The organism is Blautia caecimuris (assembly GCF_024622975.1).
Classification (GTDB): domain Bacteria; phylum Bacillota; class Clostridia; order Lachnospirales; family Lachnospiraceae; genus Blautia_A; species Blautia_A caecimuris.
This window is the reverse complement of sequence record NZ_JANJZT010000013.1, coordinates 80,405-98,072: the sequence shown is the minus strand read 5'-3', so window position 1 is coordinate 98,072 and position 17,668 is coordinate 80,405. Positions and strand designations below refer to the sequence as shown.

General features: G+C 34.6%; 21 protein-coding genes. 14 read left to right on the top strand and 7 right to left on the bottom strand.

All coding sequences use genetic code 11. The annotated features are described in order from the left end of the window. Positions 1-39: 39 nt before the first annotated feature. The 6 genes from NSA57_RS09920 (at position 40) to NSA57_RS09895 (ending at position 4,578) form a co-directional block, all read left to right on the top strand. A complete protein-coding gene (locus NSA57_RS09920; protein ID WP_330671325.1) occupies positions 40-351 on the top strand; it encodes a winged helix-turn-helix domain-containing protein in 312 nt (103 codons plus the stop codon). Continuing rightward, entirely contained in the window at positions 348-1,424 is a 1,077-nt protein-coding gene (locus NSA57_RS09915; RefSeq protein ID WP_257464747.1) for a HAMP domain-containing sensor histidine kinase, read from the top strand. Before NSA57_RS09920 ends, NSA57_RS09915 begins: the two co-directional genes overlap by 4 nt. Before the next feature lie 136 nt (positions 1,425-1,560). Next, entirely contained in the window at positions 1,561-1,716 is a 156-nt protein-coding gene (locus NSA57_RS09910; protein WP_257464746.1) for a hypothetical protein, read from the top strand. Next, positions 1,713-2,561, top strand: a complete 849-nt coding sequence (locus NSA57_RS09905; RefSeq protein WP_257464745.1) for an ABC transporter ATP-binding protein — start codon at positions 1,713-1,715, stop codon at positions 2,559-2,561. The genes NSA57_RS09910 and NSA57_RS09905 overlap by 4 nt, the downstream gene beginning before the upstream one ends. Next, entirely contained in the window at positions 2,562-3,563 is a 1,002-nt protein-coding gene (locus NSA57_RS09900; protein WP_257464744.1) for an ABC transporter permease, read from the top strand. It abuts the gene before it with no gap. Position 3,564: 1 nt separating this feature from the next. Beyond that, complete coding sequence (locus NSA57_RS09895) at positions 3,565-4,578, top strand: ABC transporter permease (protein WP_257464743.1); 1,014 nt, start codon at positions 3,565-3,567, stop codon at positions 4,576-4,578. Positions 4,579-4,658: 80 nt separating this feature from the next. On the opposite strand, the gene NSA57_RS09890 is transcribed toward NSA57_RS09895, so the two are convergent. Together NSA57_RS09890 and NSA57_RS09885 are read right to left on the bottom strand one after the other, a co-directional pair. Next, the gene (locus NSA57_RS09890) at positions 4,659-5,327 is read right to left on the bottom strand and encodes a response regulator transcription factor (RefSeq protein WP_257464742.1); all 669 of its coding nucleotides are present in this window, start codon (positions 5,325-5,327) and stop codon (positions 4,659-4,661) included. A gap of 32 nt (positions 5,328-5,359) precedes the next feature. Further along, positions 5,360-5,590, bottom strand: coding sequence for a helix-turn-helix domain-containing protein (locus NSA57_RS09885; RefSeq protein WP_257464741.1), 231 nt, complete (start codon positions 5,588-5,590; stop codon positions 5,360-5,362). A 364-nt stretch (positions 5,591-5,954) separates the two neighbouring features. Here NSA57_RS09885 and NSA57_RS09880 point away from each other — a divergent pair, with 364 nt between their 5' ends. From NSA57_RS09880 to NSA57_RS09855, 6 genes are all read left to right on the top strand, one after another. Beyond that, a complete protein-coding gene (locus NSA57_RS09880; protein WP_257464740.1) occupies positions 5,955-6,722 on the top strand; it encodes a hypothetical protein in 768 nt (255 codons plus the stop codon). Positions 6,723-6,903: 181 nt separating this feature from the next. After that, entirely contained in the window at positions 6,904-7,233 is a 330-nt protein-coding gene (locus NSA57_RS09875) for a DUF1648 domain-containing protein (RefSeq protein WP_257464739.1), read from the top strand. A gap of 181 nt (positions 7,234-7,414) precedes the next feature. Then, complete coding sequence (locus NSA57_RS09870; protein ID WP_257464738.1) at positions 7,415-7,831, top strand: DUF3788 domain-containing protein; 417 nt, start codon at positions 7,415-7,417, stop codon at positions 7,829-7,831. Between the two features lie 53 nt (positions 7,832-7,884). Beyond that, complete coding sequence (locus NSA57_RS09865; protein WP_257464737.1) at positions 7,885-8,403, top strand: ClbS/DfsB family four-helix bundle protein; 519 nt, start codon at positions 7,885-7,887, stop codon at positions 8,401-8,403. 285 nt (positions 8,404-8,688) lie between these two features. Further along, the gene (locus NSA57_RS09860) at positions 8,689-9,360 is read left to right on the top strand and encodes a GNAT family N-acetyltransferase (RefSeq protein ID WP_257464736.1); all 672 of its coding nucleotides are present in this window, start codon (positions 8,689-8,691) and stop codon (positions 9,358-9,360) included. Continuing rightward, entirely contained in the window at positions 9,338-10,537 is a 1,200-nt protein-coding gene (locus NSA57_RS09855) for a pyridoxal phosphate-dependent aminotransferase (RefSeq protein WP_257464735.1), read from the top strand. The genes NSA57_RS09860 and NSA57_RS09855 overlap by 23 nt, the downstream gene beginning before the upstream one ends. Before the next feature lies 1 nt (position 10,538). Here NSA57_RS09855 and NSA57_RS09850 read toward each other — a convergent pair whose 3' ends face one another. The 5 genes from NSA57_RS09850 to NSA57_RS09830 form a co-directional block, all read right to left on the bottom strand. Then, on the bottom strand, positions 10,539-11,978 hold the full coding sequence (locus NSA57_RS09850; RefSeq protein WP_257464734.1) for a pentapeptide repeat-containing protein: 1,440 nt from the start codon (positions 11,976-11,978) through the stop codon (positions 10,539-10,541). A gap of 130 nt (positions 11,979-12,108) precedes the next feature. Continuing rightward, positions 12,109-13,038, bottom strand: a complete 930-nt coding sequence (locus NSA57_RS09845; protein WP_257464733.1) for a tyrosine-type recombinase/integrase — start codon at positions 13,036-13,038, stop codon at positions 12,109-12,111. 58 nt (positions 13,039-13,096) lie between these two features. Then, positions 13,097-13,630 carry a hypothetical protein gene (locus NSA57_RS09840; protein WP_257464732.1) on the bottom strand — a complete coding sequence of 178 codons (534 nt, stop codon included), beginning with the start codon at positions 13,628-13,630 and terminating at the stop codon, positions 13,097-13,099. Beyond that, positions 13,630-14,847, bottom strand: a complete 1,218-nt coding sequence (locus tag NSA57_RS09835; protein ID WP_257464731.1) for a MarR family transcriptional regulator — start codon at positions 14,845-14,847, stop codon at positions 13,630-13,632. Before NSA57_RS09835 ends, NSA57_RS09840 begins: the two co-directional genes overlap by 1 nt. Positions 14,848-15,257: 410 nt before the next feature. Beyond that, positions 15,258-16,520, bottom strand: coding sequence for a dihydroorotase (locus NSA57_RS09830; RefSeq protein WP_257464730.1), 1,263 nt, complete (start codon positions 16,518-16,520; stop codon positions 15,258-15,260). Between the two features lie 263 nt (positions 16,521-16,783). Between NSA57_RS09830 and rpsF the strand changes: the two genes are divergently transcribed. Next, a complete protein-coding gene (rpsF, locus tag NSA57_RS09825; RefSeq protein ID WP_138270781.1) occupies positions 16,784-17,071 on the top strand; it encodes a 30S ribosomal protein S6 in 288 nt (95 codons plus the stop codon). 70 nt (positions 17,072-17,141) lie between these two features. Then, positions 17,142-17,603, top strand: a complete 462-nt coding sequence (locus NSA57_RS09820) for a single-stranded DNA-binding protein (protein ID WP_178709446.1) — start codon at positions 17,142-17,144, stop codon at positions 17,601-17,603. The last annotated feature ends 65 nt before the right edge of the window (positions 17,604-17,668 follow it).

Genomic DNA, 17,668 nt, shown 5'->3' with positions numbered 1-17,668 from the left:
ACTGGTGACAGAAAGTTAAGCAAGTGAGCGTCAACTGATGTGAGCAATCTGGTGACAGCTCATGAAATCACTAACACTTTAGTAACCTCAACACATAAAGTATATGTTTCTTCTAAAGAAATTGATTTGACCTATAAAGAATTTGAATTGCTCCAATTTTTTTTAACAAATGAAGGTCAGGTTTTTTCAAGGGAACAGCTTATAAATCGTATCTGGGGTTATGAATATGAAGGGAATAGTAGAACAGTTGACTCTCATATTAAAACTTTAAGACATAAGCTTGGAGAAATTGCAGGTGGATATATTGTGACATTGATTCGATCAGGATATAAATTTGAGGTAAAGGAATGAAAAAAATAATTTATAAAATGGAACTACATTCCATACAAAAAAAGATCCTGTTGGTATCAAAATTATCTGGTGTGAGTTTAGGAATTCTCTTTATCATAGCGATAAAATCGCCTGGAGATAATGTTGCCTTATATGGGTTGCTTTTGGTTATTGTAGCTATCATTTTAACTATGGATCATTGCCTAAAATGTTTTATAACAAAACCGCTTCTGGAAATTAATGAGGTTACAAGCAAAATTGCTAACCTTGATTTTTCGGAATTGTGCAATGTTTCCTCAAAAGACGAATATGGTGTGTTGGCTCATAATATTAATAAAATGGCGATTAATCTACAAAAAGTTTTACATGAAGTGGAAACTACTAATATCCAGCTAGAGAAAGATGTTCGTCAGAAGGAATGTTTGCTGGCTGAAAGGAAAGAGTTAGTGGATAATTTGTCACATGAGATGAAAACGCCAATAGGAATTATAAGAGCCTATGCAGAGGGAATGGAAAATAACGAGAATCCTGTTATAAAAGAAAAATATACCAAAATAATTATTGAGGAAACAGAGAGAATGAGCAAGCTGATTTCTACTCTAATTGATTTATCTTCCTTGGAATCAGGCGCTTACACTCTTCGCAAAGAAAGATTTGAATTTATAGAATTTGTTGAAACAATGGCAGGTAGACTATTATTGGATATTCCAAACAGTAATTATATTTTTCAATATGTATTACCTGAAAATAAAGTATATGTCGAAACTGATAAACGCCGTATGGAACAAGTTGTTGAAAATCTTTTACTGAATGCCAGAAAAAATGTAGAAACAACCGGAATCTTGAAATTGACAGTAGAAGAAGTAAAGGACGAAATTACCTTTCGTATTTTTAATCAAGGAAAATGTATTCCCGAAGATGTCATAGGAAAAATATGGAATAAATTTTATCGCACTTCTGAAACAGAATATGAAGGAACTGGATTAGGATTGGCCATTGTGGCCCAGGTTTTAAATATGCAAGGATATAAATATGGGGTAAGCAATAAAAAAGATGGAGTAGAATTTTACTTTGCCCTTCCGAAAGTATTGTAGATGCAAAATTTGTAAAAGCTGTCTGAGTGGCAGCTTTTTTTGATGATTTCACATCAATTTCACTGAGAACGCACAGGAATTTCAACCAAGGGTCGTAGTATATAGATATAAAATAGTAGAAGAGGAGGAAATTAATATGGAATTTTTAGGAATGGAATGGTACTGGTGGCTTTTTATTGTAGTCGCAATTATTGCGGTGATTCCCATTAAAGTGAAATTTATAAAATGGTGGACTAAAAGAGAACAGGAAAAAAACAAAAAAAAGAGGAACAAGTGGGGTGATGAGGAATGATAGATGTGAAAAATCTGACCTTTGCATATGGGAAAGATAAAGAGGTCCTTCATGGATTGAATTTTCATGTTGACGAAGGAGAAATCTTTGGATTTCTTGGTCCTAATGGATCAGGGAAATCAACCACTCAAAAAATTTTAACTGGAATTTTAAAGGGGTATAAAGGAACTGTACGTTTGTTTGGAAAGGAAATATGTGATTTCAGAAGTCCAACTTTTTTTCAACAGATAGGAGTTCTGTTTGAATTTCCTTATCTTTACAATAATTTAAGTGTTTTGGATAATCTAAGCTATTTTGCCTCTTTTTATCCAAAAGCACAATTAAGAGATCCCTTGGAGGTTTTGGATAGTTTACAATTTAAAAAGGATTTTTTGAAAAAACCAGTTTCATCATACTCAAAAGGAATGAGGCAGAGGGCAAGTATGGCAAGAGTATTGATGAGCAGCCCTAAATTACTGTTCTTAGATGAACCGACAAGTGGTTTAGATCCTGCAGGAGCTGTTTTATTTCGGAAGATTATTGAAGAAGAAAAAAAAAGAGGGACAACTGTATTCCTTACAACTCATAATATGGTTGATGCTGATTTGCTTTGCGATAGGGTAGCTTTCATTTCAAACGGGGATATTGTGGCATTAGATACACCAAAAAATCTCAAAGAAAGAAACAGTAGTCATCAGGTTCTTATTGAATACGTTTACAAAGGAGAAAGGAAGACAGAGATTATTGAAGCAGATGAACTAAGAAAAAGTATGATGTTTGCACAGGATGAGATTATTAGTATTCATTCAAAAGAGCCAACTTTGGAAGATATGTTTATTAAATATACGGGGAGGAGGCTGACGTAAATGCAAAAATCGTTTTGTTCGTTGCTAAAAAAAGACCTCCAGATGATGATTTCAGGAAAATTCTTTTTGTTGGCATTGGGTTCTTTGATACTTTATACATTGTTTATTAATTTTGGATACGTGAACTTTATGAAAGCTCCAGGGTATGGTGTGTATATGTATGTACCTAAAGGAGTATCTTATTCAGAAGGTTTTAGTGATAAGATCAAAGTTGTTCGGTCAGAACAGGAAGTATATGACTGTTTATCAAAAGATACGAATGGAATTGGGATTATGTATAAAGAAAAAAATCCTGAATTCGTATTGTATTATGGCAGTGATACGATTGATAATCATAGAATTACTTATGCTCATTCATTGCTAAAAGGTAAAGAGTTTGAAACTCCAATAATTGTAGGAAAAAATACAGCAGAAGAAAAGCAGAGAAAAGAAATGAGCTGTGAATTGTTGTTTATCGAAATTATTGCAGTTGGATTTTTAGGAATTGCTTCTATTTTATTTAAAGAGAAACAGATGGGGGTTATGCGGGTATATGGTATCACGCCTGCCCCTAAGGCATTTTTTATTCTATCAAAATTGCTTGTGTTTTTGATTTCAGATTTAATATTTGCCACACTCCTTGCTATTTTCAATGTAAGGAGTCCAGAAACATTCCATATATTGCCACGAGTACTCTTACAGACTGGGATTTTATCTTTAATTATGGCTCTGGTAGGAATGGGCTGTTCCTTATTGCTGAAAGATTTTAAACAGTTTTCACTTGCTTATTTGGTTGTCGCATTATTTATTTCTGCTCCTGTATTCCTTTCTGCAAATACTTCGGCACAAAACAGTTGGATTAAATGGCACCCTTTCTATCACCTTTATATGGGAATGAAAAATGCGTTTTTTGATTTTCAACAAGAAGGAATTACTTACTTTTTGTTATGTCTTTGCAGTATTTTTCTGCTTTTCATGTTGGTGAAAATGGCGTTTATGCGGGAACTTAGTAAGGAGGGGTAATATGGGAGGTATTCTTTATCAGTTAAAAGCCGTTAGAAAAGATAAAATGTGTATTATGTCCTTCTTCTTACCTGTTGTATTGGCAATCCTTTTAACTGCTATAGGCGGGGTTGATCTTTCTTCTTTGGAGGAAATAAACTTTGCTGTATGTAAACAGGATTTCACCTCAGAAGACATTGAATGGTTAAAGGCTTATGGGGTTGTTCATACTTATGAAACAGAAGATGATTTAATTGCTAAAATAAATGACCCAGCGACTAATATTTTAGGAGTTCAAAAAATAGGAAATTGTATCAAGGTACTAGTATCGGGAGATGAATTGGAATTATTTAAAGAGATTGCAGCTTCTTTACCAGCAATTTATGATCAACGTGGAGATACGAATGATTTAGATGTGAAAGTATTACCGCAACCTAATTTTATTGCAAACTATAAATATGTTTTTATAGCTGTTATCTTAATTATTGCCATGTTTATGGGATGCGTGTTTAATGCAATGAATATGGTTTCTGAAAAAGAAGAAGGTGTTGTATATATTAATGAGATTCTTCCAATGACAAAAAAACAATATATGCTACAGAAAATCTTTATTGGATTTACTTTTGGATGCTTATCCTCCATTTTGACGGTTTGTTTTAGTCTTCGTTTAGCCTTAAAATATATTCCAGTTATGTTGTTGCTTATTGTGTTGTCTGCATTTATTTCCGCACTAGTAGGTATGCTGATTGGAAAATGGGCTGATGGAATTTTAATTGGTATAACATACGTAAAAATTTCTATGATTATATTTATTGCAGTACCGTTAATTTCTTATTTACTTCATTTGGGAGAAACTACACTGGGTAAATTGTGTTATTTAGTTCCGTCTACAGCAACATTTGAAGGAATTATGGGAATGGTAAATGGAAATACAGCAGAAGTTGGAAAGTCTATTGCTATTATGGTCTTGCATAGTATTTTATGGTTCGTGCTGTTCTGGGCAATTGAAAGAAGGCAGAAGAAAGAAGATAACTAACTAAAAACATCAAGTCTTCAAACAGAAACAGATAGAGAGTCTTTATTGAAGATTTGATGTTTTTATATATGTCTCAGTCTTTATAGATGTATTTGAAATTTATAACCTGAACGTACAAGAGTAATAATATAAGATCCAGCACTGCCAAGTTTATGACGTAGAGTTTTAATATGCGTATCCACAGTGCGGGTATCAATATTATGTTCATACTCCCATATTTTTTCTAGGAGCTGCTTTCGGGTAAAAACAAAGTCCGGATGTTTTATGAAGAAAAGCAGCAGTTCATATTCTTTATGAGTTAAAGAAATAAGAATATCATTTACAAAAACTTCGTGGGAGGAGATATTTACTTTTATAATTCCTGCATATAGATAGGAGGATTCAGTTCCTTCACGCCTTCTAAGAATGGCATTGATTTTGGCACATAAAACTTTGGGACTGAATGGTTTGGTTACATAATCGTCTGCACCTAATTCGTAACCATGTATTTTGTCCTCTTCAGAATCCTTTGCTGTTAATATAATGATGGGTATATCACTAAATAGACGGGCTTGCGTGCAAAAATCGAAACCGTTTAAATGGGGCAACATAATATCCAGAACAATCAATTCAACGGAATGGCTTTTTAATATGGCTAATGCGTCTATTCCGTCATTTGCTCTATAGCAAAGATGTCCCTGGCTTTCAAGAAATTCTACAAGCATATCTTGGATACGCTGTTCATCTTCAACAATTAATAAACTTGACATTTGCATGACCTCAAAACTGTAAAACTTAATATTCAATCTTTAAAAAAATCATCATAATTTGCATGAAGTACATTTTTTAGTGTCCGAAGATCACTTGCTTTTATATTTCTACGACCTGCTTCGATATTAGCTAGAGTGCTTCGGGACATGGAACTACCAGATAGTTGCATCCGTTCTACCACTTGCATTTGTGTTAGGTTTTGGTTCATTCGTATTGTTTGTATATTGCGGCCTAAGGGTATATCTTGCAAAATCCACTGCATAATAAACCTCCCTGTGTGTGACTAGTTAGTAACTTTTACAAAGTATACCCAATACAACAAATAAAGGTTGTTACTTATTAGAAACAATCGGCAAAAATTTAGAGAGTAATTTGTATTTATAGAGATGTGATAAAAGGATATAAAAGTAGTTATTCAAAGAATTGAATCGAGGTTAAGTATCTATTTTGAAAAATTTGAAATTTATAGTTATAAATCGTAAACAATAGATAATTGCTACAATTCTGCTATAATAATATTGGAATGAGTTTACTGCAGCGTTAAATATTAAGGCAGGAGATCAGCTTTATTTGAAAAATGAAGATATAGGCTATATCAAACAGTTTTTACAAAGGAGAAATAATACATGGAGAGAGTTTTAATAATATCTTATGCTATCAGCATGATACTTACGGTGGGCTTTATTTATTGTGTTTATAGGGAAAAATATTGGGTTTTTGAATTTGTAAATAGAATCAAGAAGCCGATACAGCAACTTGTTTATGTTTTGCTTATGCTCATATCATCGTATGCATATATTTGCTTTTCGTTACTCATAGAGGCTAACTTTAATGCTGTGATATGTGCAGTGCTATTACTTCTTTTGATTTGGGCTATGGACTATCTGTTTTCTTTATGTTTTAAAAAAAGTGATTTGGGGATAAGTGAAAAAAAACGCTATATTTTTATGGCGTATGTGGGTGCCTGCATATCGGGATTTATTATTGCAAGTCGTGATGCTTCGAAATTGGCTTTAGAAATTCCAAATATAACAATTAGCGTTTTGATCGGAGCTTATGTACCTTTTACATTATTATTAGAGGATGGGAAAAAAGGGAAAGTAGAATTGCAAAGTCTGAAAGAAGAATGGGAGGAAAAGTATAAGAAGACATTTCGTGAACGTAAGGTCAAAGACCTCCTTTCTGTTCTACTATTTGCGATGGTATATGGCGTTTTACTGGGAATGGCGTTATCTCCTGCTCAAAATATCATCAATGATATTGCTTCAGGGATAGGAATGGGGATGGCTACAGTGGTTGTTGCCTTTGTAGGTTTGGTTGAAGTGAAAAACAGGTTAACGAAAAGGAAGAATAAAAGAGAAGACGCAGATCAAGAGAAATCCGATACAGAGTAGAAGGGGCAAGACAGCAAGGAGTATTTAGCCGGAATTATTTCAAATGTACCTCACAAGATTGGATGTTGATGCGATATAAATGATATGATATACTGAAGTCCATATTATTAGATTTGTGGAGAAATAGGCATAGCCAGGAGAAAAACTATAAAATTAATTTTTGCAGAAAGAAGGCATTTTTATGAAACTTGTAGGAAGCAGAAAATTAACATGGGGAATGTGCAGTATTGGTATTTTATTAGCAATAGTAAGCGTGTTTTTCTTACCTCAGATTATTCCTGTTCATTTTGCAAATGGGATAGCAGATGATTTTGGAAATAAGGTAGAGATTTTTTTATTTCCTATTTTGTTACTCATAATTACACTTTTGACTGGGAAAGAAAATATTAAATACTTCCTGACACATTCAAAAACATTTTTGACAGATATACAGTATAATTTGATGATAGATGGCGTTCTCGGAATTGTTTTGATTGCAGAAATTTATGTTATTTATGCTTCATTTGTTTAAGTGTTTCAACAAAAAATTCCAGTTATCTCACAAGAACGGACGTTGATGTGATATACTGAAGTTCATATTATAGGTTTATGGAGGAGCGAGGATAAGCAGAGCACAAGATGAGGCTTTAACATGTTAAGTTTGAAGAAAAGCCATAGACTTCAGTTTCTATAAAGAGCAAAGGAGAATGGTTATGATTGATATAAAAAACCAAGAGGAAATTCCGGTATTAGAGGATTTTGCAGCATATATTAGAAATCCGGTGTTTATGCAATTTTGCTCCGAGATTAAAAAGAAGTACAGGTGCAATGAGAAAATAGAATTTAGCCGTTGTAGTTTGGAACGTGGTTGGAATGTAAAATTTAAAAAGTCTGGGAAAAGCCTGTGTACGATATATCCAAGAGAAGGGTATTTCACAGTGCTGGTTGTGATTGGTTCAAAAGTAAAAGAAGCAGTTGAGAATATTTTATGCGACTGTGCCCCAGAATTAAGAGAACTTTACGAAAAAACAAGATGGGGAAATGGACAAAAATGGCTTATGATTGATTTAGAAGATCAAGGAGAAATGTTTGCGGATGTACTTCAGCTTATTGAAATTCGTAGGGGATAATCAATTTTGGAGTATGGAACAAGGAGTAAAGACGGAAGACTGCGAGGTAAACGATGAAGACGTATGAAAATAAAGAGGAACTAAAGGCAGAAATCAAGAGGGCTTACGACAAATATATTGCAGAGTTTGAGGATATCCCGGAATCCTTGAAGGACAAACGATGTATGGAGGTAGATCGAACACCTGCAGAAAATCTTGCATATCAGGTTGGGTGGACCACATTAGTATTGAAATGGGAAAATGATGAACAGGCTGGACTTCCAGTGAAAACACCATCGGATGGTTTTAAGTGGAATCAATTGGGGGAATTGTATCAGTGGTTTACCGATACCTATGCACATTTATCTCTAAAAGAACTAATGGGCATGCTGGATGATAATATACAGAGAATTTTTACAATGATTGATTCTATGACGGAAGAGGAGCTATTTTTACCACATAAAAGAAAGTGGGCAGATGAAGCTACCAAAACAGCAGTATGGGAAGTTTATAAGTTTATTCATGTAAATACAGTAGCCCCCTTTGGAACATTTCGGACAAAGATTAGGAAGTGGAAGAAGCTTTTACTTTGACACACAGATAGAGTTTTAGAAAATATCGTGCTTTTTTGTGCAAAAGAAAATAAATATATAATGCTATTTGGAGTGCATATTCAGTTTCAGGATATGCACTTTTTTAATAAAATAAAAGAGACAAACATTATTCAGACTCAAAGGCATGGTGATTTTAACTCAGGAGATGTTGTGCAAAAATGTAGAATGCGTTATAATAAATATAGAATTTGAGGTTATATGAACCAAGGATAATATCTAATTATCTTGTAATATAAATTTGATTGTCAAACAGAAGGGGGTAATATGAATACTTATAATTTATGTTTTAAGCAATTAAATATTCAACAAATAGATGCGATAGTACAGTGTAGAGATTCACTGATAGAATCCTCTTTTCTTAGAGAGACATTTGTGAAACCTGATACAGACTATTTAGAATATATTCTTCTTGGTGCTGGAATAATGATTGGAGTTTTTTACGATAATACTCTATTAGGTTTTGCTTCATATGTTACACCAAGCAAAGCAAAAACTGATCTAACAAAATTTATTACGAAAAACAAAAATAATATCATTCAATTTGAACATGGAATTATAGCTCCGAAATGGCAAGGAAATGGTTATTTATATATGCTTTTACAGCACCTAAACAAATATAGTTTAGAACAAAATTATAATGCCATTATTAGTACTGTCCATCCAAGTAATTTTCCAAGCTTGAAAACAGCCTTTAAAATTCATCAAAGTGCTATAAATTTAGAATTTTACTATGGTAATGAGCTTCGATTTTTAATGTATGGCAATATTTTACATGATAAAATCACAACTCAGAGTCCTGATTATCTTTCTTTACCCTATGCAGATTTAAAGGGAATCTCGGATTTTTTGAATAAGGGTTACGAAATTTATGATATAAATCCCAAAATGAGAACTTATTTATTACGGAGGTACAATGAAAATACCTGTAAATTATGATTCTAACATAGGGAATATTATTAATCCCACTTTAAGATCACAAAAGTTTTTTATTTCTGATTGGGACTTACATAATCCCCAATTTTATAATATTCCTAGTTGTTTTACAAATCCGACTAACTTATCGGAAGAAATTCCTGCAATTAAGCAATATTATTTTGTTAATGAAATGGAAATCTATAAAAGATATTTTGCTAAAAATCAGAAATTACCAGAAGAAATTGCTAAAAATATTTCAATATTTCCTAATGGAACTGTAGCAGCATATTTGATTTTAGAATTATTATTTGAAAAAGGAACACTAAACTCCTTATTATTATCTCCTACTTATTTTACTTATATTGATATGCTAAAGAAATTACATGGAAACATTTATTATTATCAGGTATTGGATGATAATGGAAATTTGAAATTTGATATTGCAGAATTGGAACAGCAATTAATATCACAAAGGATAGAACTACTAATTATAACCGATCCTCTTTTTGGATCAGGTATATCTTTGACGGAAGATTTTTATACAAAAATTTTTAATATTTGTCATCATCTAAATATTTTTATTTTTATTGATTACATATATGGGGGTATGCCCTGGAACAATAATATTAATCTTTTATCTGAACTGAATATTTTTAATCATAATGAGAATGTTTTTATTTTTCGCTCTCTTAGCAAAAATCTATTTTTGAATGGGGCAAAAACTTGTTTAGTTTATGGACCCCAAAGGTATATAAGCGAAATAGAAAAGCAAAGTGTATATAAACTTGGCTCATTAAGTTATAAACAATTAGAAGTATTTCTTAATTTGTATTCAGATAATAACAAAAATATAGTAGAAACTTACATCCAAAATATTTGTAATTACTGCTCTATAAATTATGAAATATTGAGTTCACTTTGTGTTAAAACGAAGGTAAAATTAGCAAGCTGTCAAGGAGGCATGTTTTGTATAATGGGTATTCCTAAATACTGTTTTAGGACTTTGAATGACGATAAAATTTCGGAAGAGTTATCTGACAAGTTGAACATTATAACTATTCCTCACTCTCGGTATCTATTTTTTTCAAACAAATACTATTGGTTTAGAATAAATCTTTCTTATCCAAAAGAAATTTTACTATCCAATGTAAATAAAATTATTCAATATATTAATAAATCAGGGGAAGTATCCCCCTGATTTATAATCCGATTTCTATATTTCTTACTATATCCAACAAAGATCCTAGTTCTGTATTTAATTGAGTACTATTTTCTTTTTCTTCTATAAGATTTGCTCTAACCGCTACATCTGTAATTTTATTCAAATCCTCAATTGATAAATTTTGATCTAACAAGACTGCTAATTTTTGATATAGTTTATTCTTTATACGCAGTTCTATATTCAAATTAAAAGAGTATTTTACCATTCTAACTATGGCAAGGGCAATTAATGGTGATATTGCAAATGTTAATAGCCAAGAGCCTTTTTGAGAATGGTATAATACATAACTATCTGGAGAACCAAATTTATTGCAGGTACTTCTAACGAATTTTTCAGTACAATTTACTGCTATATCATAATCCTCCGTATTACAACAAAATGTAACAAATGAAACCACATTGCTTTTGTTAGTATAGAAGTTATAATCAAAATCAAAAGTTTTAAGTAAATATGTAATTTGGTATGTATATGATGCAAAAATCATTTGTATTTCAGGGGTATATTTTTCTTTATTATATATTACCTCTAAATAATGTATTATTTTATATATACAATCAAAATTAATTACGTTGTGCTTCATATAATATATTATACAATCAAATATTTGCTGAAGTTCAATCTTTTGTTTGAATGGGCTTAATTTTTCTATATTATTAAGTATTGATGGTAATATATCTGGGAGTTTTTGGGTTTCACCTAAAATAATATGCGAATTAAAATAATTAGCATATCTATTTTGAGACCATAACTCTCTGGCATGCTCTTTTGATTCTTGAAAAGAAACTCTATGTCCTCTGTACAAAAAATTTACATGTTTTAAACTAGTGTTTGTAATGAAATAACCAAATACAAAAGGCATACCTAAGTCTATATCTTCTAAATAGCAATTGTCAAAGGTGAAATTTTCTGCATGTAATGTCGCAAAGTTTATCTTACACATTTTACATTTAAAGAAATGTAATCTATCAGCAGATGTCCTATCAAAATTACAACTGTCAAAAATGCAGGTAGCATAAGTGCAATCATTTATATTAGCCAAGATTTTTTCGTTATTAAATTCACAATCCTCATAGCTTGATGTCTGTATTGTATTTGTATTATACAAATTGTCAGCAAACGAACAATGATAAAAATAGCAATCTTTTGTTTGAGAACGTCCAAAATTAACTTCATAAAATTTGCAATCTATAAAAGTACAAGAAATGAAATCTGCACGGTCAAATTCATTTTTATAAAATGTAATATTTCTAAAAGTAGAACCTCGGAAATCGCAGCGAAAAAAAGAAGTAATTTCCTTATCTACATCGAAATATTGTTTGAAATCTATATTTTCAAAAATATGATAACTCAAATTTTGTGCAGAAAAATCAGAGCTACTTCCCTTTTTAAAATACTTATATTTTTCAACTAGATTCATAGAATATTCTCCTTTTGTAAAAGTAGTGTAATATAAACAAAGCATTACGGATAATTAGATATTATCCTTGGTTTAGAATGGGCAAAGAGGGAGAAAAAAGAGGCCGCTTCAAATTAGGCGGCCTGCAGTGTTACCTTGTAATATCAATATGCATTGAGTTACGTGGGTGTTTAGCAGTGAGAATGCTGTTTTGTTTGGAGGTAGACACATTTGTATATATTTCGGTTGTTTTTATAGAGCTGTGTCCCAGCATTCTCTGTATATACCGAATATCAACATCAGATTCTAATAACAGTGTCGCAAAGGAATGCCGGAACATGTGTGGAGTTACGTGCATATCTATAGCGGCAAGTTTCAGATATTTGACGATCATGCTTCGGACAGATTCTTCAGAGTATCTTTTGTGAAGACGGTTAATAAAGAACCACCCTGTTTTAGAAATATCTGTTTTAAAGGCTGCATAGTATTCGGATAGTATTTCTTTGACATCTTCATTCCCAATTTGTAAAATACGTTCTTTTGATCCCTTCCCGTTTATAATAATTTTGTAAGTAGTGAAATCTATTTGGGAAAGAGTAAGTGAGCATAGTTCAGAAACACGTACTCCAGTTGCAAATAGTAATTCTATTACGGCTATATCACGAAGGATTGAATTGTATTTGTGTGTTGTGTGTGCAAGCCTTTTTTGTTTATACATAGTTCGGAGAAAGATTTCTATAATAGTATTAGGGACTATTCTAGGCAGGACTTGTGGTTCCCGAAATTTCACATTGAGTTTCTCAAAAGGATTTTGAGATAAAAATTCTTCATAAACAAGATAATGGAAAAACGCCTTCAAAGTAGCAATTTTCCTTTTGGCTGTTTTGGGCTTGTATTTTTGGTGTAACAGTGACAGGAACGAATTTAAGGTTGTTTTTTCTGTGAAATCCTCCTGTGGTAGCATATATGTATGAAATTGTGATAAATCTATACGGTATGCTTTAATGGTTTTTGAATTTAATTTTTTTATTGTTTCACATGTTTTGAGATATTCGGATATAAAATTTGATAATTGATCCATGATAGGCACCCTCCTTTGTTTTTTTCAATTATGAGTGCCTATATGGAAAATGTCGATTTTATTTTGGGAAAAATTTATTTAAAGTTTCCAGTGTCCCCTTTGCAGAAAATCCCCATAGTATGCTGCTAAGAGCGTTAATAGCAGCCTGCCTTCTTCGGTAGTACGTCCGGTAGGAGATACTGGGAACATGCCTTTCCAACTCTTCCAGGATTTCCTCTGTGTTTTTCAGTTCATGGGGAGACAGAAAGGCGTAATATAATATCCAGTAATATTCTTCCCCATGCTTATGATTTTTCCGGAGCAGATCCACAGAAGAGAGAAGCAGCTTTATCATTTTATTGCTGCGGGCAATGCTTTTTGCCCATTCTTCAATCTGGCTGTTTCCCAGATCTGCTCCTGCAGCATAGATGGAATCCAGAAATTCGTCTACACTGGTGTTGTATTCCAGTTGGAACTGAATTTCTACCTGCCGGACAGCAACCATCAGGCTATAAGTAGAATCCCGGTAACAACGGAGAAGCTTATAGGTATCATGGTACAACGGATTATTTTCTACTTCAGCAGAAACAGGGTGGTGATTTTTCTTTGACATTATACAACCCCTCCTTTCAACAGAACTTCTGGGATTTCAGCGAAGGCAGGTAAGGTATGCTGCAGAGGCGGAGTATGCCCTGGGACGTTGGTGACGGCGTGATTTTCCGGTTTTAGTTTTAACTCAAACTGATAGGCTGCTTTCCCCCAGGGGCAGATAATACGTAGTGAATATAGATATATACTATCCTTGCAGGCTGATAAAGGAGATAATATATACTTTGTTTTGGGGCATCTACAACAAGAAATGCCTTGTATTTCCAGTATTTCAGCGACTTTGCGAACAATGGCTTTGATGTGTGATTCTGGAACGCAGGAGCCTTCCTGTGAAACGATGATTTGTTCGTCAGTAATAGATTCTGAAACGCATTCAGAATTGTTTTTAACAGGCAAGGTGTCTTCGGGTATATGTATTGGCAGTTGCATTTTCATGGCAATTTCCTCCTTATCAATCATGACATCACTGATATTAAACATAACGGACAGATAATTACGTAGATATACCATGCTGCCATGTTTCCCGGAATAGGAAATCAGTGTGATCATGTCGGTATCTTCAAGTTTTTTAAGCAGACGGGACACAGAAGATTTCGACTGTTTCCAACGTCTGGCAAGTTCCTGATAACTGAACAAGGGATTTCCAGTCTGATTGCGAAAATATACTACCGGACCGGCATCAGAGCCTTGCACAGATGGATCATTATAGACTGCATGAATCCAAAGATCCAAAAGAGCATCCATTTCCGAACATTTTCCCAGTCCGATTAGTTTATGAACATCTGCGATTGGAAAAAAGAAAAACCCGATGTCTTTTTTGCATGGGTAATTATAGGAAAGGGCAGTATTATCTTTTGGCCAGTCTTTGATCTTGTATTGGATAATCTTATTTTTTTCGTGTAGTGAGTAGGTTAGAAGGTTTTGCTCTACCAGGGTATCCAGTATGGATATGACCTGGTGCTGGAATTTTTGGCGGAAGTGAATCTGTAGTTCTTTAAGAGAACAGATCCATTCGCCAGGAACAACTTTGTAAGTAAGGTGTTCGATGTTCCGATAAGAGGAACTGTAATTTGCATAAGAACATAAAATGAGAAAATAAAAAAGACAGGAACCTCCGTTGGTACGGATGCTTCTGTCTTTCATAAGGGTTTGTATAAATTCCCGGTAAATCCGGCAGCGTGGAAAATCCACAATTTGTTTTAATTCTAATTGATAATTCACGATAAACCTCCATATAATATTGTAGTTGTAGTAAAATAATTGTAGACGAAAGATACTAAAATGTTTATAATATGCCCATAGGGGTGCTAAGTGGCATTGATTTGGCACAGTAAAATACCTGATATGGCATGAAAGCAACATGAAAATTAGGGTGGATATAGGATGGACAGTTTGGAAAACCTTAGAGTTTTAGCGGGTTCCAAGGATTTTTTCCGGGGTCTGCAACACCTCTATCCCCGGTTCAAATCCGGGTGGCACCTCTCTAAAGAGCCTTGATTTCAGGCTCTTTTTTTCATATATATATTCATTTTTACAAAGATTCTGCGGAGAGTGATCCGGCATTTTACAAAGGTTCTGGATGTCGCGCTCTCCGCAAAATATTGACTGTGTTATATGGGATTAGTCAGGTATCAGTCCTGATAGACAATTTCTCCTCTACAGATAGTGTAATGAATTTTTCCATATAATTCCATACCTTTAAATGGTGTATTGGAGGATTTAGACAGGAAAGAATCCACAGTCCATGTTTCATCTGGATTAAAAATTACCAGATCGGCAGGAGCTCCCTCCTCAACAGAACCACCGGGCAGATGATAAAGATCAGCAGGATTACAGGTCATTTTTTCCAGAAGCTCTTCCAGCGTCAGGCAGCCTTTTTTTACCAGATTGGTGATACCAAGGCCAAGAGATGTTTCTAATCCTGTAATGCCGCTTGGAGCATCTGTGAGGGCTTTGGATTTTTCTTCAGCACTGTGAGGGGCGTGGTCAGTGGCAATCAGATCAATGGTTCCGTCTTTCAGGCCTGCAATGATCGCCTGCCGGTCTTTTTCTGTACGCAGAGGCGGATTCATTTTTGCAAGAGTACCATAAGTAAGAACTGCCTCATCGGTAAGAGTAAAATGATGAGGGGTGGCTTCCGCATGGATATCCGCGCCAAGTTCTTTTGCAAGACGCACAAGAGCGACAGAATTGCCGGAGCTGATATGCTGGATCACAACAGGAGCCTTAGTATGAAGGGCAAGCATACAGTCCCGGGCAACCATGACTTCTTCGGCAATTGCAGGAGAACCTGTAATCCCAAGCCTGTCTGCTACAGGACCGGCATTGATTCCGTTATTTGCGATAAAGCTTTTATCCTCTTCGTGAAGGCTGATAGGCATATTTAATTCGGCTGCGTTTTCCATGGCCCGGCTGCAGAATTCCGCATCAAGAAGAGGGATGCCGTCATCTGTAAAACCGCAGGCACCGGCTTCCTTTAAGGCTTTAAAATCATTCATGATTTCTCCCTTAAGCCCTTGGGATACAGAAGCTGTCTGATAAATGTTAATTTTTTCTTTTTTTGCCCGTGTCAGAATATCTGTAAGGGTTTCAACAGAATCTACAGCAGGTTTTGTATTTGCCATGCAGATTACAGAGGTTACGCCGCCCCTGGCAGCGGCAAGAGCACCTGTGTGGAGATCTTCCTTATAGGTAAGTCCTGGATCACGAAAATGAATATGAGTGTCAACAAGGCCCGGCGCAACAGTCAGACCGGTAAGATCCAGAACTTCTTCACTATTTTCAGGAACAAGACCAGCAGAAATCTGAGAAATCTTTCCGTTTAGAATACGGATATCTGTAAGTTCCTGAGTATGCGTTTTGGGATTTATAAGAAAACCATTTTTTAAAAGCATATAATAATCCTCCTTTTAACGGGCATATCAGCAGTAAACAGCCCTTGTTATTTAGATTCAGTATAGAAGAAAGAAAGGAAATTTGTCAAGGGAAGAGAGAAAAGGAGTAGTATCTGTTTTCAGGCAAAAATAAATAGGTGATTCGACAAAAAGTTCTTTACAACAGGGAAACCATATGATAGAATAAACAACTGTGATATATTTTCATATCCTTGCTCTCTGACAGTACAGAGGGCCATAAAGACCACAAGGAGGTAAAAAGCATGAACAAGTACGAGTTAGCATTAGTTGTGAGCGCTAAAGTTGAAGACGAAGTACGTGATGCAGTAGTAGAGAAAGCAAAAGGCTACATTACACGTTACAACGGCGTGATCACAGAAGTAGAAGAATGGGGTAAGAAGAAATTAGCTTACGAAATTCAGAAAATGCATGAAGGCTTCTACTATTTCATTCAGTTTGAAGCAGATGCAGAGTGTCCGGCGGAAGTAGAAAGACATGTACGCATCATGGACAACGTATTAAGATACTTAGTCGTTCGTAAAGACGCATAATCTTTTTACACATGGATTTTAGAAAGCACCATTAGAACCCGTTCACTTACTGAAAGAAAGAGGTAGAAAAATGAACAAAGTAATTTTAATGGGTCGCTTAACAAGAGATCCTGAGGTCAGATATTCCGCAGGAGAAAATGCTCTGGCAATCGCCAGATATACACTGGCAGTAGACAGACGGTTCCGCAGAGATGGAGAGGCATCCGCTGATTTTATCAGCTGTGTGGTATTCGGACGCGGAGCAGAGTTTGCAGAAAAATATTTTCATCAGGGAATCCGTATTGTAGTCAGCGGACGCATTCAGACCGGAAGCTATACAAACAGAGAAGGTCAGAAGGTGTATACTACAGAGGTGGTAGTTGAGGAACAGGAATTTGCTGAGAGCAAAGCCGCAAGTGATAACTATGTAGCATCTCATCCTCAGCAGAGCGTTGCTCCGTCAGCGCCGTCCATGCCAAGCCCAAGCGCTGCAAGTGCAGACGGCTTCATGAATATCCCGGATGGAATTGACGAAGAATTGCCGTTCAATTAAAGCCTGAGCATTAAATGAACGACGAAGAGAAGAGAGAAAGCTGGTTGTATCCAGGTGAGAGATCA